Here is a 19304-nt window from a genome sequence, read left to right as displayed (position 1 = left end):
CGGGTGACGGGCGGGCGCAAGCGCCTCCCACGGACCGGGGTCCGGTTCACCGGGGTGCCGGGGCATGCCGAAGGGCCCGTACCCCGGGAGGCACGAGCCCTTCGAAGATGAAACAGAAGAACGACGCTTCAGTCGGCGCGTGCTTCAGCCGGTCGCCAGTCGGACCATGTCCGCCTGCGGCCCCTTCTGACCCTGCGAGATCTCGAAATCGACCCGCTGGCCCTCTTCCAGGGTGCGGTACCCGTCCATCTGGATCGCGCTGTAGTGGACGAAAACATCCGCACCACCGTCGACCGCGATGAAGCCGTACCCCTTCTCCGCGTTGAACCACTTGACGGTGCCCTGAGCCATGCCTAACTCCCCTATTACTGGCCCTTGCACAGATCCACACTTCGCGGATCCGGGTCAGACCTCACCCCCCAGTTGGTTGGGGGCGTGCGCCGGAACGCGTCGACCGCGGCCGAATGTATCTGTCCAACTGCCCTCTGCAACAGGTCACTTGGACGAGAATTCTGGACGCAGGGGATCCGTAATGTGGCGAGAATTCGCCAGAATTCAGGGCAAGTCGGGCCCCGCAAAAGCCACAAATGCCGCACAAGAGGCACGCACTTTGGCTACTTCTTGTCGGGCATCAGGCAGAAACAAAAGACTCCGGATCAGGGTTCCGCGACCCGGTTCCCCAACTGTACCGCGCTCAACCACACTGAATTGCCCCCTCCGCTTCTCTCACGGAGGGGGCAATTCGATGAACAGTCGGTAATCACTGTTACCGACGGTTACTACCGGTGGGTACTGACCGAAGGTCAACCACGGCTCAGCCGCCGGCGACGGCCGGGATGATCGACACGCCCGCCCCGTCGGGGGTCGCCGTCTCCAGCCCCTGCTCGAACCGGACGTCGTCGTCGTTGACGTAGACGTTCACGAACCGGCGCAGCTTGCCCTGGTCGTCCAGGACACGCGCGGCGATCCCGGTGTGGTTCTTCTCCAGGTCCGAGATGACCTCACCCAGGGTGGCCCCTTCGGCGGTGACCTCGGCGGCACCGCCGGTGTAGGTGCGCAGGATGGTGGGGATGCGGACGGTGACGCTCACGATGTGACCTCCGGTCAGGTGCATGCTTTCAAGGGCGCGGGGGGAACTACGCGAGCCCAGCCTCGTGGAAGGACTCCAGGTTCGGGCGGATCGTCGCGGTGAGCCCGGTCCCGGCCACCGCGTCCAACGTCTTCAGACCATCACCGGTGTTCAGCACGACGGTCGTCTTCGTCGGGTCCAGCAACCCGCTCTCGATCAGCTTCTTCGTGACGCCGACCGTCACCCCGCCGGCGGTCTCCGCGAAGATCCCCTCGGTCCGGGCGAGGATCTTGATCGCCTCGACGACCTGCTCGTCGGTCACGTCCTCCACCGCACCGCCCGTGCGGCGCGCGATGTCGAGGACGTACGGCCCGTCCGCCGGGTTGCCGATGGCGAGGGACTTGGCGATGGTGTTGGGCTTCTGCGGCCGGACGACGTCGTGCCCCGCCTTGAACGCGACGGAGACAGGGCTGCACCCCTCCGCCTGCGCGCCGAAGATCTTGTACGGCTTGTCCTCGACGAGCCCCAGCTTGATCAGCTCCTGCAGACCCTTGTCGATCTTCGTGAGCTGGGAGCCCGAGGCGATCGGCACGACGAGCTGGTCGGGAAGCTCCCAGCCGAGCTGCTCGGCGATCTCGTACGCCAGCGTCTTGGAGCCCTCGGCGTAGTACGGCCGCAGGTTGACGTTGACGAAGCCCCAGCCCTCGCCCGCCGGGTCACCGATGAGCTCGGAGCAGAAGCGGTTGACGTCGTCGTAGTTGCCCTCGATGCCGACGAGCTCACCGCCGTAGATCGCGGCCATGACGACCTTGCCCTGCTCCAGGTCGTGCGGGATGAACACACACGAGCGGAAGCCGGCGCGGGCGGCGGCCGCGCCGACGGCACCGGCGAGGTTGCCGGTGGAGGAGCAGCTCAGGGTGGTGTAGCCGAAGGCGCGGGCCGCCTCGACGGCCTGGGCGACGACCCGGTCCTTGAAGGAGTGGGTCGGGTTGCCGGAGTCGTCCTTGACGAACAGCTTTCCGGCCTCGACGCCCAGCTCGCGCGCCAGGTTGTCGGCCTGGACGAGCTTGGTCCAACCGGGGTTGATGTTGGGCTTGTCCGCCACGTCCGCGGGGACGGGCAGCAGCGGCGCGTAACGCCAGATGTTCGCGGGTCCCGCCTCGATGCGCTTGCGGAGCTCCTCCGGTTCGTAGGAGGAGAAGTCGTATGCGATCTCGAGCGGGCCGAAACACTCCTCGCACGCGAAGACCGGGCCGAGGGGTACGCGATGCCCGCACTCGCGACAGCTCAGTGCCGAGGCGGGACCCAGGTCTACGGTGGATTCGGTTGCAACAGTCTGCGCAGCCATGTGAGGCGAGGCCCTTTCTCCTCATCTTCCTCACGACGCATCTCGCCGTGAGACGGATTTGGCACCTTCCCTAGCCGGGAGCCTCGCGTGAACGAGACCGGCTGGAGGGTTGCCGGGGCTTCATCGGGCCGTTTCCCTCTGCCCCTCTGGATGAGCGGTATGAAGTTGTGGAGGGCGGGCCACCGAGGACATGCGATGGTCACCCGCGTTGTTCAAGACTGTAACCGACAACCTGGACAGTTGAGATAGTCGTCCGAACCGCGAGATGGATCACAGGTGAAGGAGCCGCCCACGTGCTGGAAGAAGTCGAGCGCTGGCTGACTACCCGCTCCTGGACCGCGAGCGATCGCCCGCTGCACCGGATCATGGCCGCCAAACGGTCCTCGGGACGGACGGTCAGTGTCGTCCTGCCCGCGCTCAACGAGGAGGAGACCGTCGGCGACATCGTCGCGATCATCCGTCACGACCTCATGCAGCAGGTCCCGCTCGTCGACGAGCTCGTGGTCGTCGACTCGGGATCGACCGACCGCACGGCGGAGGTCGCGGCGGCGGCCGGCGCCCGGGTCGTCCACCGCGACACGATCCTGCCCCGCATACCGGCCGTGCCCGGCAAGGGCGAGGTCCTGTGGCGCTCCCTGCTCGTCACGACCGGCGACATCGTCTGCTTCGTCGACGCCGACCTGCGGGAGTTCTCCTCCGACTTCGTCTCGGGCCTCGTCGGCCCCCTGCTCACCGAGCCCTCCGTGGACCTCGTCAAGGGGATGTACGACCGTCCCCTGGGCGGCGCCGCCGGGCAGGGCGGGCGGGTCACCGAACTGATGGCGCGCCCCCTGCTGAACATGCACTGGCCGCAGCTCGCCGGCTTCGTGCAGCCGCTCGGCGGGGAGTACGCGGCCCGCCGCTCCCTGCTCGAACAGCTCCCGTTCCCGGTGGGCTACGGCGTGGAGCTCGGGATGCTGATCGACGCCCTGCACCTGGTGGGCCTCGACGCGCTCGCGCAGGTCGACCTCGGGGTGCGCAAGCACCGCCACCAGGACGGTCAGGCCCTCGGCCGGATGGCGGCGGCGATCTACCGCACCGCCCAGCTCCGCCTGGCCCGCGGTCACCTCGTGCGTCCGTCCCTCACCCAGTTCGAGCGCGGCACGGACGGTTTCGAGCCGCGCACGTACTCGGTGGACACGGAGGAGCGGCCGCCGATGGCGGAGATCGCGGAGTACCGGTCCCGGAAGGTCGCGTAGGACGTGCGCGGAGCGGGTTCGTGTAACACCGTGGCCGGGTCGTATACGGCGATATACGGCCGGATACCGCCCGCCTACACGGGGCAACCGTACGTTTGAGCGTTTCCCCGCCGGGCTAGGTTGAGGCGTATGGCTTCCACGCACGACACTGCTTCTCGGGGTGCTCAGGTGCTGGTCGCGTCCAACCGCGGCCCGGTCTCCTACACGATCGGCGAGGACGGCTCGCTGCACTCGAAACGCGGGGGTGGCGGGCTGGTCTCCGGTCTGTCGGCCATCGGCCCCGACGCGGGCGCGCTGTGGGTGTGCTCGGCCCTGTCCGACGGCGACCGGGAGGCGGTCCGGCGCGGCGTCGGCGAGGAGGGCGTGCGGATGCTGCCCATTCCGGCCGACGTGCACGAGGACGCCTACAACGGCATCGCGAACTCGGTCCTGTGGTTCATCCACCATCTCCTCTACCAGACCCCGCTGGAACCGGCCTTCGACGCCGAGTTCCGGCGCCAGTGGGCGTCGTACGAGACGTACAACCGCGCCTTCGCACAGGCGCTGGCGGAGGAGGCGGCGGACGGCGCGGCGGTCCTCGTGCAGGACTACCACCTCTGTCTGGTCCCCGGGATGCTCCGCGAACTCCGCCCGGACCTGCGCATCGGCCACTTCTCGCACACGCCGTGGGCACCGGTGGACTACTTCGGGCTGCTGCCGCGGGACATCCGTGAGCAGTTGGTCCGGGGCATGCTCGGGGCGGACCGGCTGGGATTCCTGACCCATCGGTGGGCGGCGGCCTTCTCCGCGTGCGTGCAGGCGACGGACCTCGATCTGGCGGCCCGGATGGGCCAGGCGGGGGTTCCCGAGTCGTTCCAGTCCGTCGCCGGCTGGGCGGGGCCCGGCCACCGGACGTGGATCGCCGTGCACTCCCTCGGCGCCGACGCCGACTTCCTGCGCGAGCGCTCGCACCGGCCGGACGTGGAGGAGCGGATCGTCGCCCTGCGCGAGGAGATCGGCGGTGCCGACCGCAGGACGATCGTGCGGGTCGACCGCACCGAGCTGTCGAAGAACATCGTGCGCGGCCTGCTGGCGTACCGGCAGCTCCTCGACGACCACCCCGAGTGGCGCGAGCAGGTCGTCCACATCGTCTTCGCCTACCCCTCCCGCCAGGACCTGGCCGTCTACCGCGCCTACATGGCCGAGGTGGCGCGGCTGTCGGCGGACATCAACGAGCGGTACGGCACCCCGGGCTGGACCCCGGTCCTGCTGAACCTGGAGGACGACTTCGCCCGCTCCCTCGCCGCGTACCGGCTCGCGGACGTGGCGCTGGTCAACCCCATCCGGGACGGCATGAACCTGGTCGCCAAGGAGGTCCCGGTGGTCTCCGACCAGGGGTGCGCGCTGGTGCTGTCGCGGGAGGCCGGGGCGTACTGGGAGCTGGGCGAGGACGCGCTCGTCGTGAACCCGTACGACATCCTGGAGACGGCCCGCGCCCTGCACGAGGCCCTGTCCATGAAGCCGGAGGAGCGCGCCGAGCGCGCCAAACGTCTCGCGGCGGCCGCGACGGCGCTGCCTCCGGCCCAGTGGTTCCTGGACCAGCTCACGGCCCTGCAGGAACTTCAGCCGAGCTGACCTGCCAGGTCCCGCAGAAGCCGTACGACCCCTGCCGGGCCGTCGACGACGAGGTCGGCGCGGGTGGCGAGTTCCGTGACCTCGGTGGAGCCGCTGCAGACGAGGAGACCGGGGACGCCGTCCTGGCGGAGCTTGTCGACGGCGGCGAAGGCGGGCAGGTCGCCCAGGTCGTCGCCGGCGTAGAGGACGGACTCTGCGCCGGTGGCGCGGACGTGGTCGAGGAGGGCGACGCCCTTGTCCATGCCGGGCGGGCGCAGCTCCAGCACCAACCGGCCGGGTTCCACGATCAGACCGTGGCGGGCGGCGAGGGCGGTGAGGGGCTCGCGGAGGGCGTCGAAGGCGGTCTGGGGTTCGGCGGCGCGGCGGGTGTGCACGGCGACGGCCCGGCCGCCCTTCTCCTCCACCCACACGCCCGGCCATCCTCCGGCGGTCTCCAGGACGGCGGGCAGTTCGGCGCGGACGGCGGCGACGCCGGGGTGCGGGGCGGGGGCGGTGGTCTTCTGCGTACGGGCCTCCCAGCGTTCGGCGCCGTAGTGGCCGAGGACGGTGAGGTGGTCGAGACCCCGGGCGCCCTCGAAGCCGCCGTTGCGTACGGCGATCTCGGCGGGGCGGCCGGTGATGACGGCGATCGCGGCGACCTTCGGGGCGAGGGCGGTGAGGGCGGGGAGGGCGTCGGGGTGGGCGCGGGCGTCCTCGGGGTTCTCGACGATGGGGGCGAGGGTGCCGTCGAAGTCGAGGGCGACGAGGGTGGTGGAGGGGCGGCTGCTGATGGCGTCCAGAGCGGTACGGCCGGCTGCGGTGGTGGGTGCGTGAGTGCCCATACGGTGACGATAGCCGCGCGCCCGGCAGCATGGGCGAGTACCTATCTGTCGGCCCGTCTGGCCTCTCTCACCCTCCTCAGTCTGTTCACCGTCACCGGGTCGTGGGCCAGGGCCCTCGGGTCGTCCAGGAGCGCGTTCAGCAGCTGGTAGTAGTGGACCGGGGAGAGCGCGAGCTCCTCGCGGATGGCTCGTTCCTTGGCGCCGGCGCCGGGGAAGGTGCGGCGTTCCAGCGCGAGGATGCCCCGTTCCCTCGGCTCCAGCTGTTCCTGCATACCCCGCACCGTAACCCCGCCCACCGACAGCCGGCTCACTCGCGGCCGGCGCTCTCCGCGGTCGTCGCGGTCGCCTGGAGGTCGGACAGGACCTCGGAGGGGTCGGCGGAGGGGCTGACGGCCTTCCCGATGCGCTTCTTGACGGCCGCGCTGACCTGCGCCCAGGAGGTCCGCCCAACGGGGTACAGCTCGGCGAGCGGGAGCTCCTCCAGGAAAGGCCGCAGATCGGCGTCCTGTGCGTCCGTGCTCATGATCTGGGAGGCGGAGACGGTGACCGGCAGCAGGTCGTACTCGCGGGAGAAGCGGAGCACGTTCTCCTCGTCGTAGACGAAGTCGAGGAACCGGCCGATCTCCTCGGCGTGCCCGTTCTTCCTGAAGGCGGTCATCCAGTCGGCGACGCCCATGGCGACCTTGGAGGGGCCGTCGACGCCGGGCATCGGCACCATGCCGAACTTCACCCCGGTCTTCTGCGCCATCTTCATCAGGGAGGGGTGCCCGTTGAGCATGCCGACCTGACCGTCGGCGAACGCGGCGAACGCGTCCGCGCGGTTGAGCGAGCCCGGTGCGACCGGTCCGGTGAGTCCCTTGCCGACGAGTTTGTTCTTCAGCCAGTCGAACGTCGCGACGTTCTCGGTGGAGTCGATGCTGTAGCCGCCGGCGGTCTGCGCGTAGGCGCCGCCGCCGCTGAGCAGCCACTGCAGGGTCTCGGCCTGGGCCTCCTCGGGCCCGAGGGGCAGTGCGTAGGGGTATTTCACTCCCTCGGCCTTGAGTTTCGCGGCGTCCTCGGCGAGCTGGGCCCAGGTGGTGGGCGGGGTGATGCCGGCCTCGGTGAAGAGGGTCTTGTTGTAGAAGAGCAGCCGGGTGGAGGAGGCGAACGGCAGGCCGTACTGGACGCCCCGGACCTTGCCGGCGGCGGCGAGCTGCTGCACGAAGTCGGCCTGGGTGGTGACGGAGAGCAGGTCGTCGGCCCGGTAGAGCTGGTCTGCGGCCGCGTAGTCGGCGTAGGAGCCGATCTGGGCCATGTCGGGTGCCTTCCCGGCGTCGACCATGGACTTGACCTTGGCGTCGATGTCGTTCCAGGAGGAGACGGTGACGTCGACGGTGACGTCGGGGTGCTTCTTCTCGTACGCCTCTACCAGCGTGTCCCAGTACTTCGTGGAGCTGTTGGCGGCGCTGTCGCCGTAGTCGGCGGCGACGAGGGTGAGGGTGGTGTGCCCGGAGCCCTGGGTGAGTCCGCAGCCGGACAGCACCGCCGCCAGGCCCAGCGTGGACAGCCCGCCCACGATCGCCGTCAGTGACCTGCCTGTGCGCTGTCGCACGTGTCGCCCCTCAATCCCGAACTGATTGTTCATACCAATGGGTCCGATATCCGGAACAAGGTCTACACCATATGGGTGGACTAGACCTCTTACGGGTCTCATGAGGCGGCACCGTACCCCCAAGACGGGTAAGTGGACTAGACCTCTTACGGGTCCTCGGGCCACACTGTTCCCGTGAGACATGTCATCGCCCTCGACGTGGGCGGCACCGGGATGAAGGCGGCGCTGGTCGGCGCCGACGGCACCCTCCTGCACCAGGACCGCCGGCCCACCGGCCGGGAGCGCGGCCCCGACGCGGTGGTCGCCGCCATCCTCGGCTTCGCCGCCGACCTGCGCGCGTACGGCGTGGAGCACCTGGGCGAGCCCGCGGCCGCCGCCGGTGTCGCCGTGCCCGGCATCGTCGACGAGGCGGCCGGCGTCGCCGCCTACGCGGCCAACCTGGGCTGGCGTGACGTACCCCTGCGCGCGCTCCTCGCCGAACGACTGGGCACCCCCGTCGCCCTCGGCCACGACGTCCGCACCGGCGGACTCGCCGAGGGCCGCGTCGGCGCGGGCCGGGGCGCGGACCGCTTCCTGTTCGTGGCCCTGGGCACCGGCATCGCGGGCGCGATCGGCGTCGACGGCCGGGTGGAGGCGGGCGCGCACGGCTTCGCGGGCGAGATCGGCCATGTCGTCGTACGGCCCGGCGGCACCCCGTGTCCCTGTGGGCAGCACGGCTGTCTGGAGCGGTTCGCCTCGGCGGCCGCGGTCTCCGAGGCATGGGCGGCGGCCTGCGGGGACCCGGAGGCGGACGCGGCGGACTGCGCGAAGGCGGTCGCGTCCGGCGATCCGAACGCCGTCCGGGTCTGGCAGCGGGCGGTGGACGCCCTCGCCGACGGCCTGGTCACCGCCCTGACCCTGCTGGACCCGCGCACCCTCGTCATCGGCGGCGGCCTCGCGGAGGCCGGGGACACCCTGTTCACCCCCCTCCGGGACGCCGTCCGCACCCGGGTCACCTTCCAAAAACTCCCGGAGATCGTCCCAGCGGCCCTCGGCGACACCGCGGGCTGCCGCGGCGCGGGCCTCCTGGCCTGGGATCTCCTCAACACGACCGACGGCATGGAGGTATCGACCTGATGGCAACCCCCTCAGGGGCGCGGGGAACCGCGCGACCGGCCACACTCGACCCGCGGCCCGCATCCGGCAAGGCGCCCCTCATCCTCTCCGGTGCCCACGTGGTCATGCCCACAGGAACCGTCGAAGACGGCCAAGTGGCCGTCGAGGGCACCCGCATCACCGGCAGGGCCCCCGAAAACGCCCACCTGATCGACGTATCCGGCCACTGGCTGATCCCCGGCTTCGTCGACCTGCACAACCACGGCGGAGGCGGAGCCTCCTTCTCCGGCACGGCGGACGACGTACAGAAGGCCATCCGCACCCACCGCCGCCACGGCACCACCACACTCGTCGCCTCCGCCGTCACCGACGACATGGACGTCCTGGTCCGCCAGGCCGGTCTGCTGAGCGAGCTGACCGAGCAGGGCGATCTGGCCGGCATCCACTTCGAGGGCCCGTTCATCTCGCCCTGCCGCAAGGGCGCCCACTCCGAGGCGCTGCTGCGCGACCCCGACCCGGCGGACGTACGCAAGTTGCTGGACGCGGCCCGCGGCGCGGCGCGCATGGTCACGCTCGCCACCGAACTCCCGGGCGGGCTGGACTCCGTACGCCTCCTGGTCGAACACGGCGTGATCGCGGCCGTGGGGCACACGGACGCGACGTACGAGCAGACGGTTCAGGCCATCGACGCGGGCGCCACGGTCGCCACCCACCTCTTCAACGCGATGCCGCCGCTCGGCCACCGCGCCCCCGGACCGATCGCCGCCCTCCTCCAGGACGAGCGGATCACGGTCGAGCTCATCAACGACGGCACCCACCTCCACCCCGCCTCCCTGGAGCTGGCGTTCCGTCACGCGGGCGCGGACCGGGTGGCGTTCATCACGGACGCGATGGACGCGGCCGGCATCGGAGACGGCCGCTATCTCCTGGGCCCGCTGGAGGTCGAGGTCAGCGAAGGGGTGGCCCGGCTGGTGGAGGGCGGCTCGATCGCGGGCTCCACCCTGACCCAGGACCGCGCCTTCAAACGCGCGGTGACCGTCGACCGCCTGTCCGTCGAGGACGCCGTCACCGCGCTGTCCGCCACCCCGGCCCGCGTCCTCGGCCTCTACGACACGGTGGGCTCCCTCGAACCCGGCAAGGACGCCGACCTGGTCCTCCTCGACGAGAACTTCGACGTCAAGGGCGTGATGCGCAAGGGCGACTGGGTGATCGATCCCCAACTGTCCTGAAACGGTCCCTGCGCCGAGGACGGTGGCCGACCCGGGGTCTGGGCCGGTCGTCGTCCTTTTGGCATGATCGGGCCGCGCGGCAACCGTCGCGTGCGCTCGTATCACTCGGGGGAGGTCGGCACAGGTGATCCTCACGGTCACGCTGAACACCGCGCTCGACCTCACGTACCGTGTCCCGGCCCTGCGGCCGCACACCGCGCACCGCGTGACGGAGGTGACGGAGCGTCCGGGCGGCAAGGGGCTGAACGTGGCGCGGGTGCTGGCCGCGCTGGGGCACGAGGTGACGGTCACCGGTTTCGCGGGCGGGGCGACCGGCCGGGTCCTACGGGAGCTGCTGCCGTTGTCGGTCGGCGACGCGCTCCTGCCCGTCTGCGGCGCCACCCGCCGCACGGTCGCCGTCGTCGACGCCCGCACCGGTGACACCACCCAGCTGAACGAGCCCGGCCCGCTCATCGGCCCGGCCGAGTGGTCCGCCTTCCAGGAGGCGTACGAGGATCTGGTGGCCGACGCCGACGCGGTGGCCCTGTGCGGGAGTCTGCCGCCGGGGGTTCCGGTGGGGGCGTACGCCGGGCTGGTGCGGACGGCACGGGCGGCGGGGGTGCCGGTCCTGCTGGACACGAGCGGGGAGCCGCTGCGCCGGGGGGTCGCGGCCCGCCCGGACATCGTCAAGCCGAACGCCGACGAGCTGGCCGAACTGACCGGCTCGCACGAGCCGCTGAGGGCGACTCAGGACGCCCGGCGGCGCGGCGCGCAGGCCGTGGTGGCCTCACTGGGCCCCGAGGGCCTGCTCGCGGCGACCCCGGAGGGCCGCTGGCGCGCCACCCCGCCCACCCGGATCCACGGCAACCCCACGGGCGCCGGCGACTCGGTCGCGGCCGGGCTGCTCTCGGCCCTGGTGGAGGGCCTGCCCTGGCCGGCCCGCCTGGCCCGGGCGGTCGCCCTGTCCACGGCCACGGTCCTCGCCCCGACGGCCGGCGACTTCGACCGCCCCGCCTACGAGGACCTGCAGACCCGCATCACGGTGACCGGCGAGGCCACCGCGGCCTGAGCTCAGCTCTTGACCTGGCCCGCCTTCAGATACAGCTGGTCGAGCAGGACATTGCACTTGTCGCCGCTCTCGCAGGAGATCGAGATGGTGTTCGTGCCCTTGGTGAGCGTCGGGTAGGAGTACGTCGTGGTCCAGCCCTTGGCGAAGTCGCCGTCGGCGGCGTTCGCGTAGTTCTTCATGCTCATCGGGCTGCCGAACTTCTTGCCGTTGACGGTGAGCGTCATCGACTGGTCCTCACCGGCGGCGCTGTAGTGCGCGAAGAGCGTGTAGGAGCCGTCGGACGGGATCCCGTTGACCGTCCAGGTCACCGACGCGCCCTGGTTGTTCAGATTGTTGACGTAGATCCCGCCGTCCGACTCGGCGCCCTGGACGTCGGAGGCCAGGGCGGCGCCTCCGGCGAGTTTGAGGGTCTTGGCGTCGACCGTCGGCAGTTCCTCGGCGGCCTCGCCGGTGGAGGACTCGCTGGGGGAGGCGCTCGCGGAGGCGGAGGCCGAGGGGGAGACCTGGTTGCTCGCGTTGTTGTCGCCGGTGTCGGAGTCGCCGTTGGCCATGACCACCGCGATGCCGATCACGACGGCGGCGACCACGGCGACCGCGCCGATCAGCAGGCCCTTGGTGTTGGGGCCGCCGCCCCGGCCGCCACCGCCCTGGGCCGAGTGCTGACGGCCGGTGGGGCCGCCGGAGCCGGGGAAGGCCTCGGGCGCGGCGTAGTTCTGCTGGGGCTGGCCGTAGGCGCCCTGCTGGGGCACCGTGGGCGGGCCGGGCTGGCCGTACTGCCCGTACTGCGCGGTCTGCTGCTGCGGCTGTCCGTACTGGCGCTCACCGACCGCACGCACTCTGCTGACCGAGCCCGGGTAGCCGTAGCCACCGGAGGGCGGCTGGGCGCCGTTGGCCTGGCCGTCGGCGTAGAGGTAGCCGAACGGGTCGTCGTCCTCGGGCGTACTCGCGCCGTTGTTGCCGGGCGTCATCCCTTCGTACTCCTCAACAGGTGCGGGGCTGATGCGTTGCAAGGTGCGAATGGCGAGCCTACCCGGTCCAGCTGCCCCGAACGGGTGACCCGCATCGCATCAGCTCGGCGACCCGGGGGCCGACCTGGTGGTTCGTCGGTGTTTCACCCCGCACGTCTGTGCTGTTTGGGACGAGATCGTTTCTCGACGTACATCCGTTCGTCGGCGGACTTCAGGACTTCGTCGGCGGTCATCCCGCAGTGGGCCCAGCCGATGCCGAAGCTGGCGCCCACGCGCACGGCCCGGCCCTCGGCGCGGATCGGCTGGATGATCTCGTTGCGCAGGCGTACGGCGAGGTCGGCGGCGTCGGCCCGGCCGAGGCCGTCGGCGAGGATGACGAACTCGTCGCCGCCGAGCCGGGCGACGGTGTCGCCGTCGCGGACGGCCCGCGACAGCCTCCGGGCGACCTCGATGAGGACGGCGTCGCCGGCGTTGTGCCCGAACCGGTCGTTGATCGACTTGAAGCCGTCGAGGTCGCAGAAGAGGACCGCGAGCCCCTTGGTGCCGTCGTCGCGGGCGGCGTCCTCGGGGGCGGCGGTGTGCACGTGGTGGTCGTAGCCGTCGTAGGACTCGGCGCCGCCGGGGCGGTAGTCGAAGCCGTGGCCGTTGGCGTCGAAGGCGGGGTGGCCGTAGGTCTGGTCCATGGCGTCGACGGCGGCGGGGTGGGTCGACTGGGGCCGCTGGCAGATCCGGGCGGAGAGCCGGGAGCGCAGTTCGGCCGAGTTGGGCAGACCGGTGAGGGAGTCGTGGGAGGCGCGATGGGCGAGCTGCAGCTCGCGGCGCTTGCGCTCCTCGATGTCCTCGACGTGGGTGAGCAGGAAGCGGGGCCCGTCGGCGGCGTCGGCGACCACGGAGTTGCGCAGGCTGACCCAGACGTAGGTGCCGTCGCGGCGGCCGAGGCGGAGTTCGGCACGGCCGCCCTCGGCGGAGGTGCGGAGCAGGGTGCCTATGTCCTCGGGGTGGACGAGGTCGGAGAAGGAGTAGCGGCGCATCGTGGAGGCGGGGCGGCCCAGGAGGCGGCACAGGGCGTCGTTGGTGCGCAGGATCCGCCCGTGCTGGTCGCCGCCCATCTCGGCGATGGCCATGCCCGAGGGGGCGTACTCGAAGGCCTGCCGGAAGGACTCCTCGCTGGCGCGCAGGGCCTGCTGGTCCCGTTCGAGCCGGACCAGTGCCCGCTGCATATTCGCGCGTAGACGGGCGTTGCTGATGGCGATGGCGGCCTGGAACGCGTACATCTGGAGCGCCTCGCGGCCCCAGGCGCCGGGCCGGCGGCCGTTGCGCGGCCGGTCCACGGACAGGACGCCTATGAGCTCACCGCAGGTGCCGCCGCTGCCGGGCGTGGCCGGGGTGTACATGGGGGCGAAGAGCCGGTCGGAGGGGTGCCACTCGTCCTCGAAGCGGGGGGCGGGCCCGTCGGTGTACCACTGCGGGACGTCGTCGTCGTCGAGGATCCAGCCCTCGGTGTGGGGTATGAAGATCAGATCGCCCCAGGTCTCGCCCATGCTCAGGCGGCGCTCCCAGGAGGCGCGCGAGCCGACCCGGCCGGTGATCAGGGCCTCGGCGGCGGGGTTGCCGGAGAAGGCGGCCACCACGAGGTCCCCGTCGGGGCGCACGAGGTTGACGCACGCGAGCTCGTAGCCCAGCGCGCTGACGACTCCGTCGGCGACGGTCTGCAGTGTGTCGGCCAGGCTGCGGGCCGTGTTCATGTCGGCCATGACCTGGTGCAGCTGTCGCAGGGACGCAAGGCGGACGTACGGCTCCGACTCGGTCTCCATGCTTCGCCCTCCCCCCGAGACTTCGCAGCGAATCAAGGGTTGTCTTCGGCGTAACGTTCGTTTCTGTCGTTCCAGTCCGTTGCGTATGTCCTAGTGACACCTCCGCCACTGAATCACAGCGCGCTGCCCACTCGGTACACAGGGTCAACAATTAATGCGTCTTGTGACTCAAGTCACAGACGAACCTGAACATTTGAGTGGAGTTTCTGCGTTTTCCCTGTGTGTTTACTGAACACGGCAAGTGCACAACCGAGCACACAACAAATCGGTCCGCGGACCTACGACCCTACTCGGACCGAGGTCCGATGCGGCGCGCCCGACTTCGACACTAGCGTTCCGGGCGTGGCTACCGACGTACTGAAGACCCCTCCCGTCCCCGCCTTTGGGCATGCTGAGGGAGTGAGCAGCGAAGAGTTCCGCGCGGTGATGTCCCGGCTGGCCGGCGGGGTGGTCCTGGTGACCGCGCAGGAGCCGCCGCTGGACCCCGACGACCCCGGGGCGCCGGCCGGCGAGTACGCCGGCATGACGGCGACGGCGTTCCTCTCGGTCTCCCTGGACCCGCCCCTGGTGCTGGTCAGCCTGCGCACGGGCTCCCGGATGGACGACGTGCTGGACGAGCAGCCGCTGTGGGCGGTGTCGGTGCTCTCCGAGAGCCAGCGGCACATCGCGGGCCGCTTCTCGATGAAGGGCCGGCTCAGCGACCGGCTGCTCTTCGAGGACATCCCGTACGTCCGCGGCGAGGCGACCGGCGCGCCCCTGGTGGGCGGTGCGCTCGGGACCGTGGAGTGCCGGACCGAGCAGCGGGTGGAGGCGGGCGACCACACGCTCGTGATCGGGCGGGTGCTGAGGGCGGGGGTGCCGAGTGCGGGCGGCGGTCCGCTGGTGTATTTCCGGGGCCGCTACCGGCAGTTGGGCTGAACGGAATTCAGCGGCCGGAGGATGAGCGGCCGACTTGCTTTCCGCGGATGACGAACACGTCGGGGACTTCTCTCAGGCTCGAAGAAATCACCTCCGTGAATCTCGACGGGGCTCTCGCGACGAAGGTCGGACCCGCGCAGGAATTCGCAGTCGCACCCGCGGTGAAGTCACCCGCCGAGGCCTATCGCACCCCGGTGTCGCCCGGCCTCGCCTGATCAGGTCTGTGGCGCCCGACCATCGCGGCCGGGGAGCAGCGCCGGGATCATGGCCGTTTCGCGGTGCAATCGGTCGCGGCCGGGGTGGTGGAGTGCCCGGCGTTGGGCCGGGGCAGCGCCCCCGAGGGACGCGGGGAACTGCGCGACGGCCCCGCGGCATCAGGCGGCGGCCCGCCCCCGGCACTCCTCCAGGAAGTCCAGCAGCCGCAGATGATGGCGCCGAGCGGAGCGCCCGAGACTGATGTTGTGCCCGGCGTCCGGCTCGTGGTCCACGCGGACCAGGGGCGCCGCCAGGGACCGGGTCAGCTCGCGCAGGGCCGGCGGGTCCCAGGCCCACAGACGCTCGTACTCGGCGAACGTGAACCGCACCGGGACCCGGATCCGACGGGCCACCTCCGCGTACCGGCCGGGCCAGTCGGGGATCTCCTCGGCCTCCCGCGCCGGGACGGGCGCGAGGAAGCGGCGCGCGAGGCGGAAGGTGTCCGGCGGATAGAGGGTCAGCGGACCCCAGTGCAGCCGGGCGTCGGGACGCTCGCGCAGGGCGGCCAGCCGGTCGGGCGGCACGGCCCAGCGGGCGCCGACACCGGAGACGTCCACGCCGAGGAGCCGGTCGTCCTTGCCGGCCGTGGCCGCGGCGGTGAGCGCGACCTTGCCGCCGAGCGAGTGGCCGACGAGCAGGAACCCGGCCCCCGTCTCCTGTCCGTCGGCGTACGCCCGTACCGCCGCCCGCACACACCGGGCCTGCTCGGCGAGAGGCTGGCCGTGCGGCAGCGAACGGGCGGAGAGGCCGTACCCGGGGCGGTCGAGGGCCAGGGCGGCGTAGCCGGCGCCGGCGGCGAGGGAGAGGAGGGAGGTGGAGGCGTCGGCCTGGCCGTGGAAGTAGCCGGCGGCCATCCCGCTGCCGTGGAGGGCGACGAGGACGGCGCGGGGTGGCGCGCCGTCGGGGGGAAGCGCGAGGAGACCGGACAGGGGGACGTCCCCGCCGTCGAGTTCGACCCGCCGGACCTGCTCCGCCTGCCGTACGGCCATCTTGTCGCTCCTCGCTGCCGGCCCCCGCGGTCCAATGTCACATCGGTGGGGGTGGGGGGCGAGGCGGGGAGAGCCGTACCGGGTATCAGGACGGGCCAGGACGGGTCAGGACCAGTTGCGGCCGGACCTGCCCTGCTTGGTGTCGGAGCGGGCCTTCTTCTCCCTCAGGCGCCGCTCGTTGATGCCGCGGGGGATGCGGGTGGGGCGGCGGGGCTTCGGCGGCGGGGCGGTGGCCTCGGCGAGCAGCGCCGCGAGGCGTACGGCGGCGGTCTCGCGGTTGCGCCACTGGGAGCGGTGCTCGGAGGCCCGTACGACGATCACGCCGTCGACGAGACGGCCGGCGAGCCGCTCCAGCGCCCGCGCCTTCCACACCTCGGGAAGCGCCTCGGTGCGGGCGAGGTCGAAGCGGAGCTCCACCTGCGAGTCGCTGGTGTTGACGTGCTGCCCGCCCGGCCCGGAGGACCGCGAGAAACGCCACGCCAGCTCGGCCTCGGGGAGCGGGACGGAACCGCGGATGAGATAGGGACCGGACATGTCCCCCATGGTCGCCCGACGGGCATGCCCGCGTCATCCAGATTTCCCGGGTAAAGAAAGCAAAGAGACCAGGAACCTTGCGTACCCCTCTTGGCGTTCATACCGGTAGCTGTAGCTTTCTGCCGTACCTGAACCGAGGGAAGGGTCCCAAACCATGGCTGTAAGCCTGTCCAAGGGTGGCAACGTCTCGCTCACCAAGGAGGCTCCGGGCCTGACCGCCGTCACCGTGGGCCTCGGCTGGGACGTCCGCACCACCACCGGCACGGACTTCGACCTCGACGCCTCCGCGATCGCGGTCAACACGCAGGGCAAGGTCTACTCCGACGCCCACTTCGTCTTCTTCAACAACAAGCAGACCCCGGACAGCACCATCGTCCACACCGGCGACAACCGCACCGGTGAGGGCGCGGGCGACGACGAGGCGATCAACGTCAACCTGGCCGGCCTCCCCGCCGACATCGACAAGATCGTCTTCCCGGTCTCGATCTACGACGCGGAGAACCGCTCGCAGAACTTCGGCCAGGTCCGCAACGCCTACATCCGTATCGTCAACCAGGCCGGCGGCGCCGAGATCGCCCGCTACGACCTCTCCGAGGACGCGGCCACCGAGACGGCGATGGTCTTCGGCGAGCTGTACCGCAACGGCGCGGAGTGGAAGTTCCGCGCGGTCGGCCAGGGTTACGCCTCCGGCCTGGTCGGGATCGCCCAGGACTTCGGCGTCAACGTCTGATCCGGCGTCCGATCAAGTCACCGAGGGGCCCCGGTTCGCGCCAGGGGCCCCTTGTGCGTACGGGGCACTAGCCTGCCCCGGTGATCCTCGAATCCCTCCCGCTCACCCCCGACCGCGACATCCCCTCCCCTGTCCTCACCGAACTCACCGCGCTGTACGCCTCGAACCGCGAGTTCCAGGCGCTCAGCGGTGACTTCCCGGACCCGGACGACATCCGGCCGGAGCAGGTGGCACGGGCGCTGGCCGAGGAGTTGGCGCACCCGGACGTGGAGGTGCTGCTCGCGAGGAGCGGGGGGCGGCTGGTCGGAGTGGCGATCACCCTGGCCCACCACCCCGACCCGGCCGACCCGGATCCGTGGATCGGGCTGCTGATGGTCGACGCGGGGGCGCACGGGCAGGGGTACGGGCGGCGCATCGCCGAGCGCGTCGAGGAACGCTTCCGCGCCGGCGGTCGTGCGGCCGTACGGCTCGCCGTCCTCGACGCCAACCCCAAGGGACTCGCCTTCTGGACGGCCCTCGGCTACGAGGTCGTCGGACACCGGCGCGACCTGCAACTGGGGCGCCCCTGCGCGGTCCTGCGGAAGGAACTCCGGCCCTGGGACGCGGACCCTAGGGCAGTTCCGGCTTGCCCTCGCCGTGCAGCCAGTCGTCCCAGATCTCGTCGAAGTCCTGGTCCGGGGCCTGGCGTTCGACGTACGCCGTGAAGTCGTCGGTGTCCGCGGTGCCGTGGCGGTGGGCGGCGGTCCAGCCCTGGACGATGTCGTAGAAGGTGTCGTCGCCGACGGTCCGGCGGATGCGGTGGACGACCATCGCGCCGCGCTGGTAGACGGGGTCGGACGAGATGTCGGCGGCGGTCGGGGGGTCGCCGGGCGGGAAGTCCCACAGGCCCGGGTAGTCCTCCTCGCCGTTCTCGTAGAGGTCGGTGAAGGTCTCCTCCGCCGTGGCGCCGCCCTCGTCCTCCTCCCACAGCCACTCGGCGTACGTCGCGAAGCTCTCGTTGAGCCACATGTCCCGCCAGGTCCTCGGCGTGACGGAGTCGCCGAACCACTGGTGGGCGATCTCGTGGACCAGGGTCGCGGTGTCGGGGGGACCGGGGAAGACAGGGCGGTTCTGGGTCTCCAGGGCGTAGCGGGAGTCCTCGGGGCGGTCGACGATCGCGCCGGTGGAGGAGAAGGGGTAGGGGCCGAAGTTGTTCTGCGCCCAGTCCATGATCTCCGGCAGCCGGGCGAGCACCTCGCGGCTCGCGGACACCTGCGTCGGGTCGACCGCGACGTACACCGGCAGGTCGTCCTCGGTCGTCGAGCGGGTGACGGTGTAGCGGCCGATCGCGAGGGTGGCCAGATAGCTCGCCATGGGTTCGGCGATGTGCCAGGTGGAGGTCGTGCGGCCGTCGGCCGTGCGCTCCGCGGTCGGCTCACCGTTGGAGACGGCCGTCAGGTCCTTCGGGACGGTGACCGTGATGTCGTACGTCGCCTTGTCCGAGGGGTGGTGGTTGCCGGGGAACCAGGCCATGGAACCGACCGGTTCCCCGAGGGCCAGGGCGCCGTCCGCCGTGCGCAGCCAGCCCTCCCGGGAGCCGTCGGGGTCGGTGATCGGCCGCGGGGTGCCGGAGTAGGCGACCGTGACGCGGAAGGTCTCGCCCTTGTCGAGAGCGTGGGCGGGCCGGACGCTCAGCTCCTGGCCGCTGCGGCTCCAGTCGGCGCGGGCGCCCTCGACCGTGACCTCCTCGACGCTCAGGCCCCTCAGGTCCAGGTGGAAGGAGTCGAGGTCCTGTGCGGCGCGGGCCGTGATCGCCGCCGAGCCGGACAGCGCCGGGCGGCCCTTCGGGTCGTAGGCGAGCGTCAGGTCGTAGTGCGAGACGTCGTATCCGCCGTTGCCGGCCTTCGGGAAGTACGGGTCGCCGACACCCGCCGCGCCGTCGGCTCCGCGGCCGCCGCCACCCGAGCAGGCGGTGAGGAGGAACAGCACGAGGACGGAACGCACGAGGACGGAACGCACGGATCGGGGCACACCCGCGATCCTACGAGGGCATGACACCATCAC

Annotated in this window: 19 protein-coding genes and 1 riboswitch; of the genes, 8 read left to right on the top strand and 11 right to left on the bottom strand. The window is 71.1% G+C overall.

Translation table 11 applies throughout. The annotated features are described in order from the left end of the window. Positions 1-144: 144 nt before the first annotated feature. From OG852_RS26155 to thrC, 3 genes are all read right to left on the bottom strand, one after another. Entirely contained in the window at positions 145-351 is a 207-nt protein-coding gene (locus OG852_RS26155) for a cold-shock protein (RefSeq protein WP_007493268.1), read from the bottom strand. 463 nt (positions 352-814) lie between these two features. Then, positions 815-1090: a MoaD/ThiS family protein gene (locus tag OG852_RS26150; RefSeq protein WP_133911970.1), complete on the bottom strand. Its 276-nt coding sequence runs from the start codon at positions 1088-1090 to the stop codon at positions 815-817. A gap of 46 nt (positions 1091-1136) precedes the next feature. Beyond that, complete coding sequence (gene thrC / locus OG852_RS26145) at positions 1137-2417, bottom strand: threonine synthase (protein WP_133911969.1); 1281 nt, start codon at positions 2415-2417, stop codon at positions 1137-1139. 18 nt (positions 2418-2435) lie between these two features. After that, positions 2436-2574: riboswitch (SAM riboswitch) on the bottom strand. A gap of 136 nt (positions 2575-2710) precedes the next feature. Here thrC and OG852_RS26140 point away from each other — a divergent pair. Together OG852_RS26140 and OG852_RS26135 are read left to right on the top strand one after the other, a co-directional pair. Beyond that, a complete protein-coding gene (locus tag OG852_RS26140) occupies positions 2711-3655 on the top strand; it encodes a glucosyl-3-phosphoglycerate synthase (RefSeq protein WP_133911968.1) in 945 nt (314 codons plus the stop codon). 129 nt (positions 3656-3784) lie between these two features. After that, positions 3785-5269, top strand: a complete 1485-nt coding sequence (locus OG852_RS26135) for an alpha,alpha-trehalose-phosphate synthase (UDP-forming) (protein ID WP_330349104.1) — start codon at positions 3785-3787, stop codon at positions 5267-5269. Here the strand turns inward: OG852_RS26135 and otsB are convergent. From otsB to OG852_RS26120, 3 genes are read right to left on the bottom strand one after another with little or no spacing between them, the layout of a single operon-like run. Then, entirely contained in the window at positions 5257-6090 is an 834-nt protein-coding gene (otsB, locus tag OG852_RS26130; RefSeq protein WP_133911966.1) for a trehalose-phosphatase, read from the bottom strand. The genes OG852_RS26135 and otsB overlap by 13 nt on opposite strands. Before the next feature lie 41 nt (positions 6091-6131). Then, complete coding sequence (locus tag OG852_RS26125) at positions 6132-6362, bottom strand: DUF3263 domain-containing protein (RefSeq protein ID WP_133911965.1); 231 nt, start codon at positions 6360-6362, stop codon at positions 6132-6134. A 35-nt stretch (positions 6363-6397) separates the two neighbouring features. Then, positions 6398-7681, bottom strand: coding sequence for an extracellular solute-binding protein (locus OG852_RS26120; protein WP_443064563.1), 1284 nt, complete (start codon positions 7679-7681; stop codon positions 6398-6400). A 174-nt stretch (positions 7682-7855) separates the two neighbouring features. Here OG852_RS26120 and OG852_RS26115 point away from each other — a divergent pair, with 174 nt between their 5' ends. The 3 genes from OG852_RS26115 (at position 7856) to OG852_RS26105 (ending at position 11053) form a co-directional block, all read left to right on the top strand. After that, positions 7856-8797 carry an ROK family protein gene (locus tag OG852_RS26115; protein ID WP_133911963.1) on the top strand — a complete coding sequence of 314 codons (942 nt, stop codon included), beginning with the start codon at positions 7856-7858 and terminating at the stop codon, positions 8795-8797. A 104-nt stretch (positions 8798-8901) separates the two neighbouring features. Continuing rightward, positions 8902-10005: an N-acetylglucosamine-6-phosphate deacetylase gene (nagA, locus tag OG852_RS26110; RefSeq protein WP_330349103.1), complete on the top strand. Its 1104-nt coding sequence runs from the start codon at positions 8902-8904 to the stop codon at positions 10003-10005. A 124-nt stretch (positions 10006-10129) separates the two neighbouring features. Then, a complete protein-coding gene (locus OG852_RS26105) occupies positions 10130-11053 on the top strand; it encodes a 1-phosphofructokinase family hexose kinase (RefSeq protein WP_133911962.1) in 924 nt (307 codons plus the stop codon). Between the two features lie 2 nt (positions 11054-11055). Here the strand turns inward: OG852_RS26105 and OG852_RS26100 are convergent, their stop codons facing one another. Next, a complete protein-coding gene (locus OG852_RS26100) occupies positions 11056-12021 on the bottom strand; it encodes a carbohydrate-binding protein (protein WP_330349102.1) in 966 nt (321 codons plus the stop codon). 143 nt (positions 12022-12164) lie between these two features. Next, on the bottom strand, positions 12165-13835 hold the full coding sequence (gene cdgB / locus OG852_RS26095; RefSeq protein ID WP_133911959.1) for a diguanylate cyclase CdgB: 1671 nt from the start codon (positions 13833-13835) through the stop codon (positions 12165-12167). A gap of 399 nt (positions 13836-14234) precedes the next feature. Between cdgB and OG852_RS26090 the strand changes: the two genes are divergently transcribed. Continuing rightward, the gene (locus tag OG852_RS26090) at positions 14235-14753 is read left to right on the top strand and encodes a flavin reductase family protein (RefSeq protein ID WP_166663511.1); all 519 of its coding nucleotides are present in this window, start codon (positions 14235-14237) and stop codon (positions 14751-14753) included. 374 nt (positions 14754-15127) lie between these two features. Here OG852_RS26090 and OG852_RS26080 read toward each other — a convergent pair whose 3' ends face one another. Both OG852_RS26080 and arfB read right to left on the bottom strand, forming a co-directional pair. Beyond that, complete coding sequence (locus OG852_RS26080; RefSeq protein ID WP_330349101.1) at positions 15128-15997, bottom strand: alpha/beta hydrolase; 870 nt, start codon at positions 15995-15997, stop codon at positions 15128-15130. A 105-nt stretch (positions 15998-16102) separates the two neighbouring features. Continuing rightward, on the bottom strand, positions 16103-16540 hold the full coding sequence (gene arfB, locus OG852_RS26075; protein WP_133911957.1) for an alternative ribosome rescue aminoacyl-tRNA hydrolase ArfB: 438 nt from the start codon (positions 16538-16540) through the stop codon (positions 16103-16105). Between the two features lie 145 nt (positions 16541-16685). Between arfB and OG852_RS26070 the strand changes: the two genes are divergently transcribed. Together OG852_RS26070 and OG852_RS26065 are read left to right on the top strand one after the other, a co-directional pair. Continuing rightward, entirely contained in the window at positions 16686-17261 is a 576-nt protein-coding gene (locus tag OG852_RS26070) for a TerD family protein (RefSeq protein WP_037709701.1), read from the top strand. A gap of 80 nt (positions 17262-17341) precedes the next feature. Beyond that, the gene (locus tag OG852_RS26065) at positions 17342-17965 is read left to right on the top strand and encodes a GNAT family N-acetyltransferase (protein WP_330349100.1); all 624 of its coding nucleotides are present in this window, start codon (positions 17342-17344) and stop codon (positions 17963-17965) included. Here OG852_RS26065 and OG852_RS26060 read toward each other — a convergent pair. After that, a complete protein-coding gene (locus OG852_RS26060; RefSeq protein ID WP_330351495.1) occupies positions 17871-19301 on the bottom strand; it encodes a M1 family metallopeptidase in 1431 nt (476 codons plus the stop codon). The two genes, OG852_RS26065 and OG852_RS26060, sit on opposite strands and share 95 nt — an antisense overlap. Positions 19302-19304: the final 3 nt, after the last annotated feature.

It is taken from the genome of Streptomyces sp. NBC_00582 (genome assembly GCF_036345155.1).
GTDB lineage: Bacteria > Actinomycetota > Actinomycetes > Streptomycetales > Streptomycetaceae > Streptomyces.
Note: the sequence above shows the minus strand (reverse complement) of the source record. Positions and strands in the feature narration are given on the sequence as shown.

Coding starts and splice junctions, on each gene's coding strand:
- OG852_RS26155 (WP_007493268.1), bottom strand. CDS start 351: ATGGCTCAGGGCACCGTCAAGTGGTTCAACGCGGAGAAGGGGTACGGC.
- thrC (WP_133911969.1), bottom strand. CDS start 2,417: ATGGCTGCGCAGACTGTTGCAACCGAATCCACCGTAGACCTGGGTCCC.
- OG852_RS26135 (WP_330349104.1), top strand. CDS start 3,785: ATGGCTTCCACGCACGACACTGCTTCTCGGGGTGCTCAGGTGCTGGTC.
- otsB (WP_133911966.1), bottom strand. CDS start 6,090: ATGGGCACTCACGCACCCACCACCGCAGCCGGCCGTACCGCTCTGGAC.
- OG852_RS26125 (WP_133911965.1), bottom strand. CDS start 6,362: ATGCAGGAACAGCTGGAGCCGAGGGAACGGGGCATCCTCGCGCTGGAA.
- nagA (WP_330349103.1), top strand. CDS start 8,902: ATGCCCACAGGAACCGTCGAAGACGGCCAAGTGGCCGTCGAGGGCACC.
- OG852_RS26100 (WP_330349102.1), bottom strand. CDS start 12,021: ATGACGCCCGGCAACAACGGCGCGAGTACGCCCGAGGACGACGACCCG.
- cdgB (WP_133911959.1), bottom strand. CDS start 13,835: ATGGAGACCGAGTCGGAGCCGTACGTCCGCCTTGCGTCCCTGCGACAG.
- OG852_RS26080 (WP_330349101.1), bottom strand. CDS start 15,997: ATGGCCGTACGGCAGGCGGAGCAGGTCCGGCGGGTCGAACTCGACGGC.
- arfB (WP_133911957.1), bottom strand. CDS start 16,540: ATGGGGGACATGTCCGGTCCCTATCTCATCCGCGGTTCCGTCCCGCTC.
- OG852_RS26070 (WP_037709701.1), top strand. CDS start 16,686: ATGGCTGTAAGCCTGTCCAAGGGTGGCAACGTCTCGCTCACCAAGGAG.
- OG852_RS26060 (WP_330351495.1), bottom strand. CDS start 19,301: ATGGTGTCATGCCCTCGTAGGATCGCGGGTGTGCCCCGATCCGTGCGT.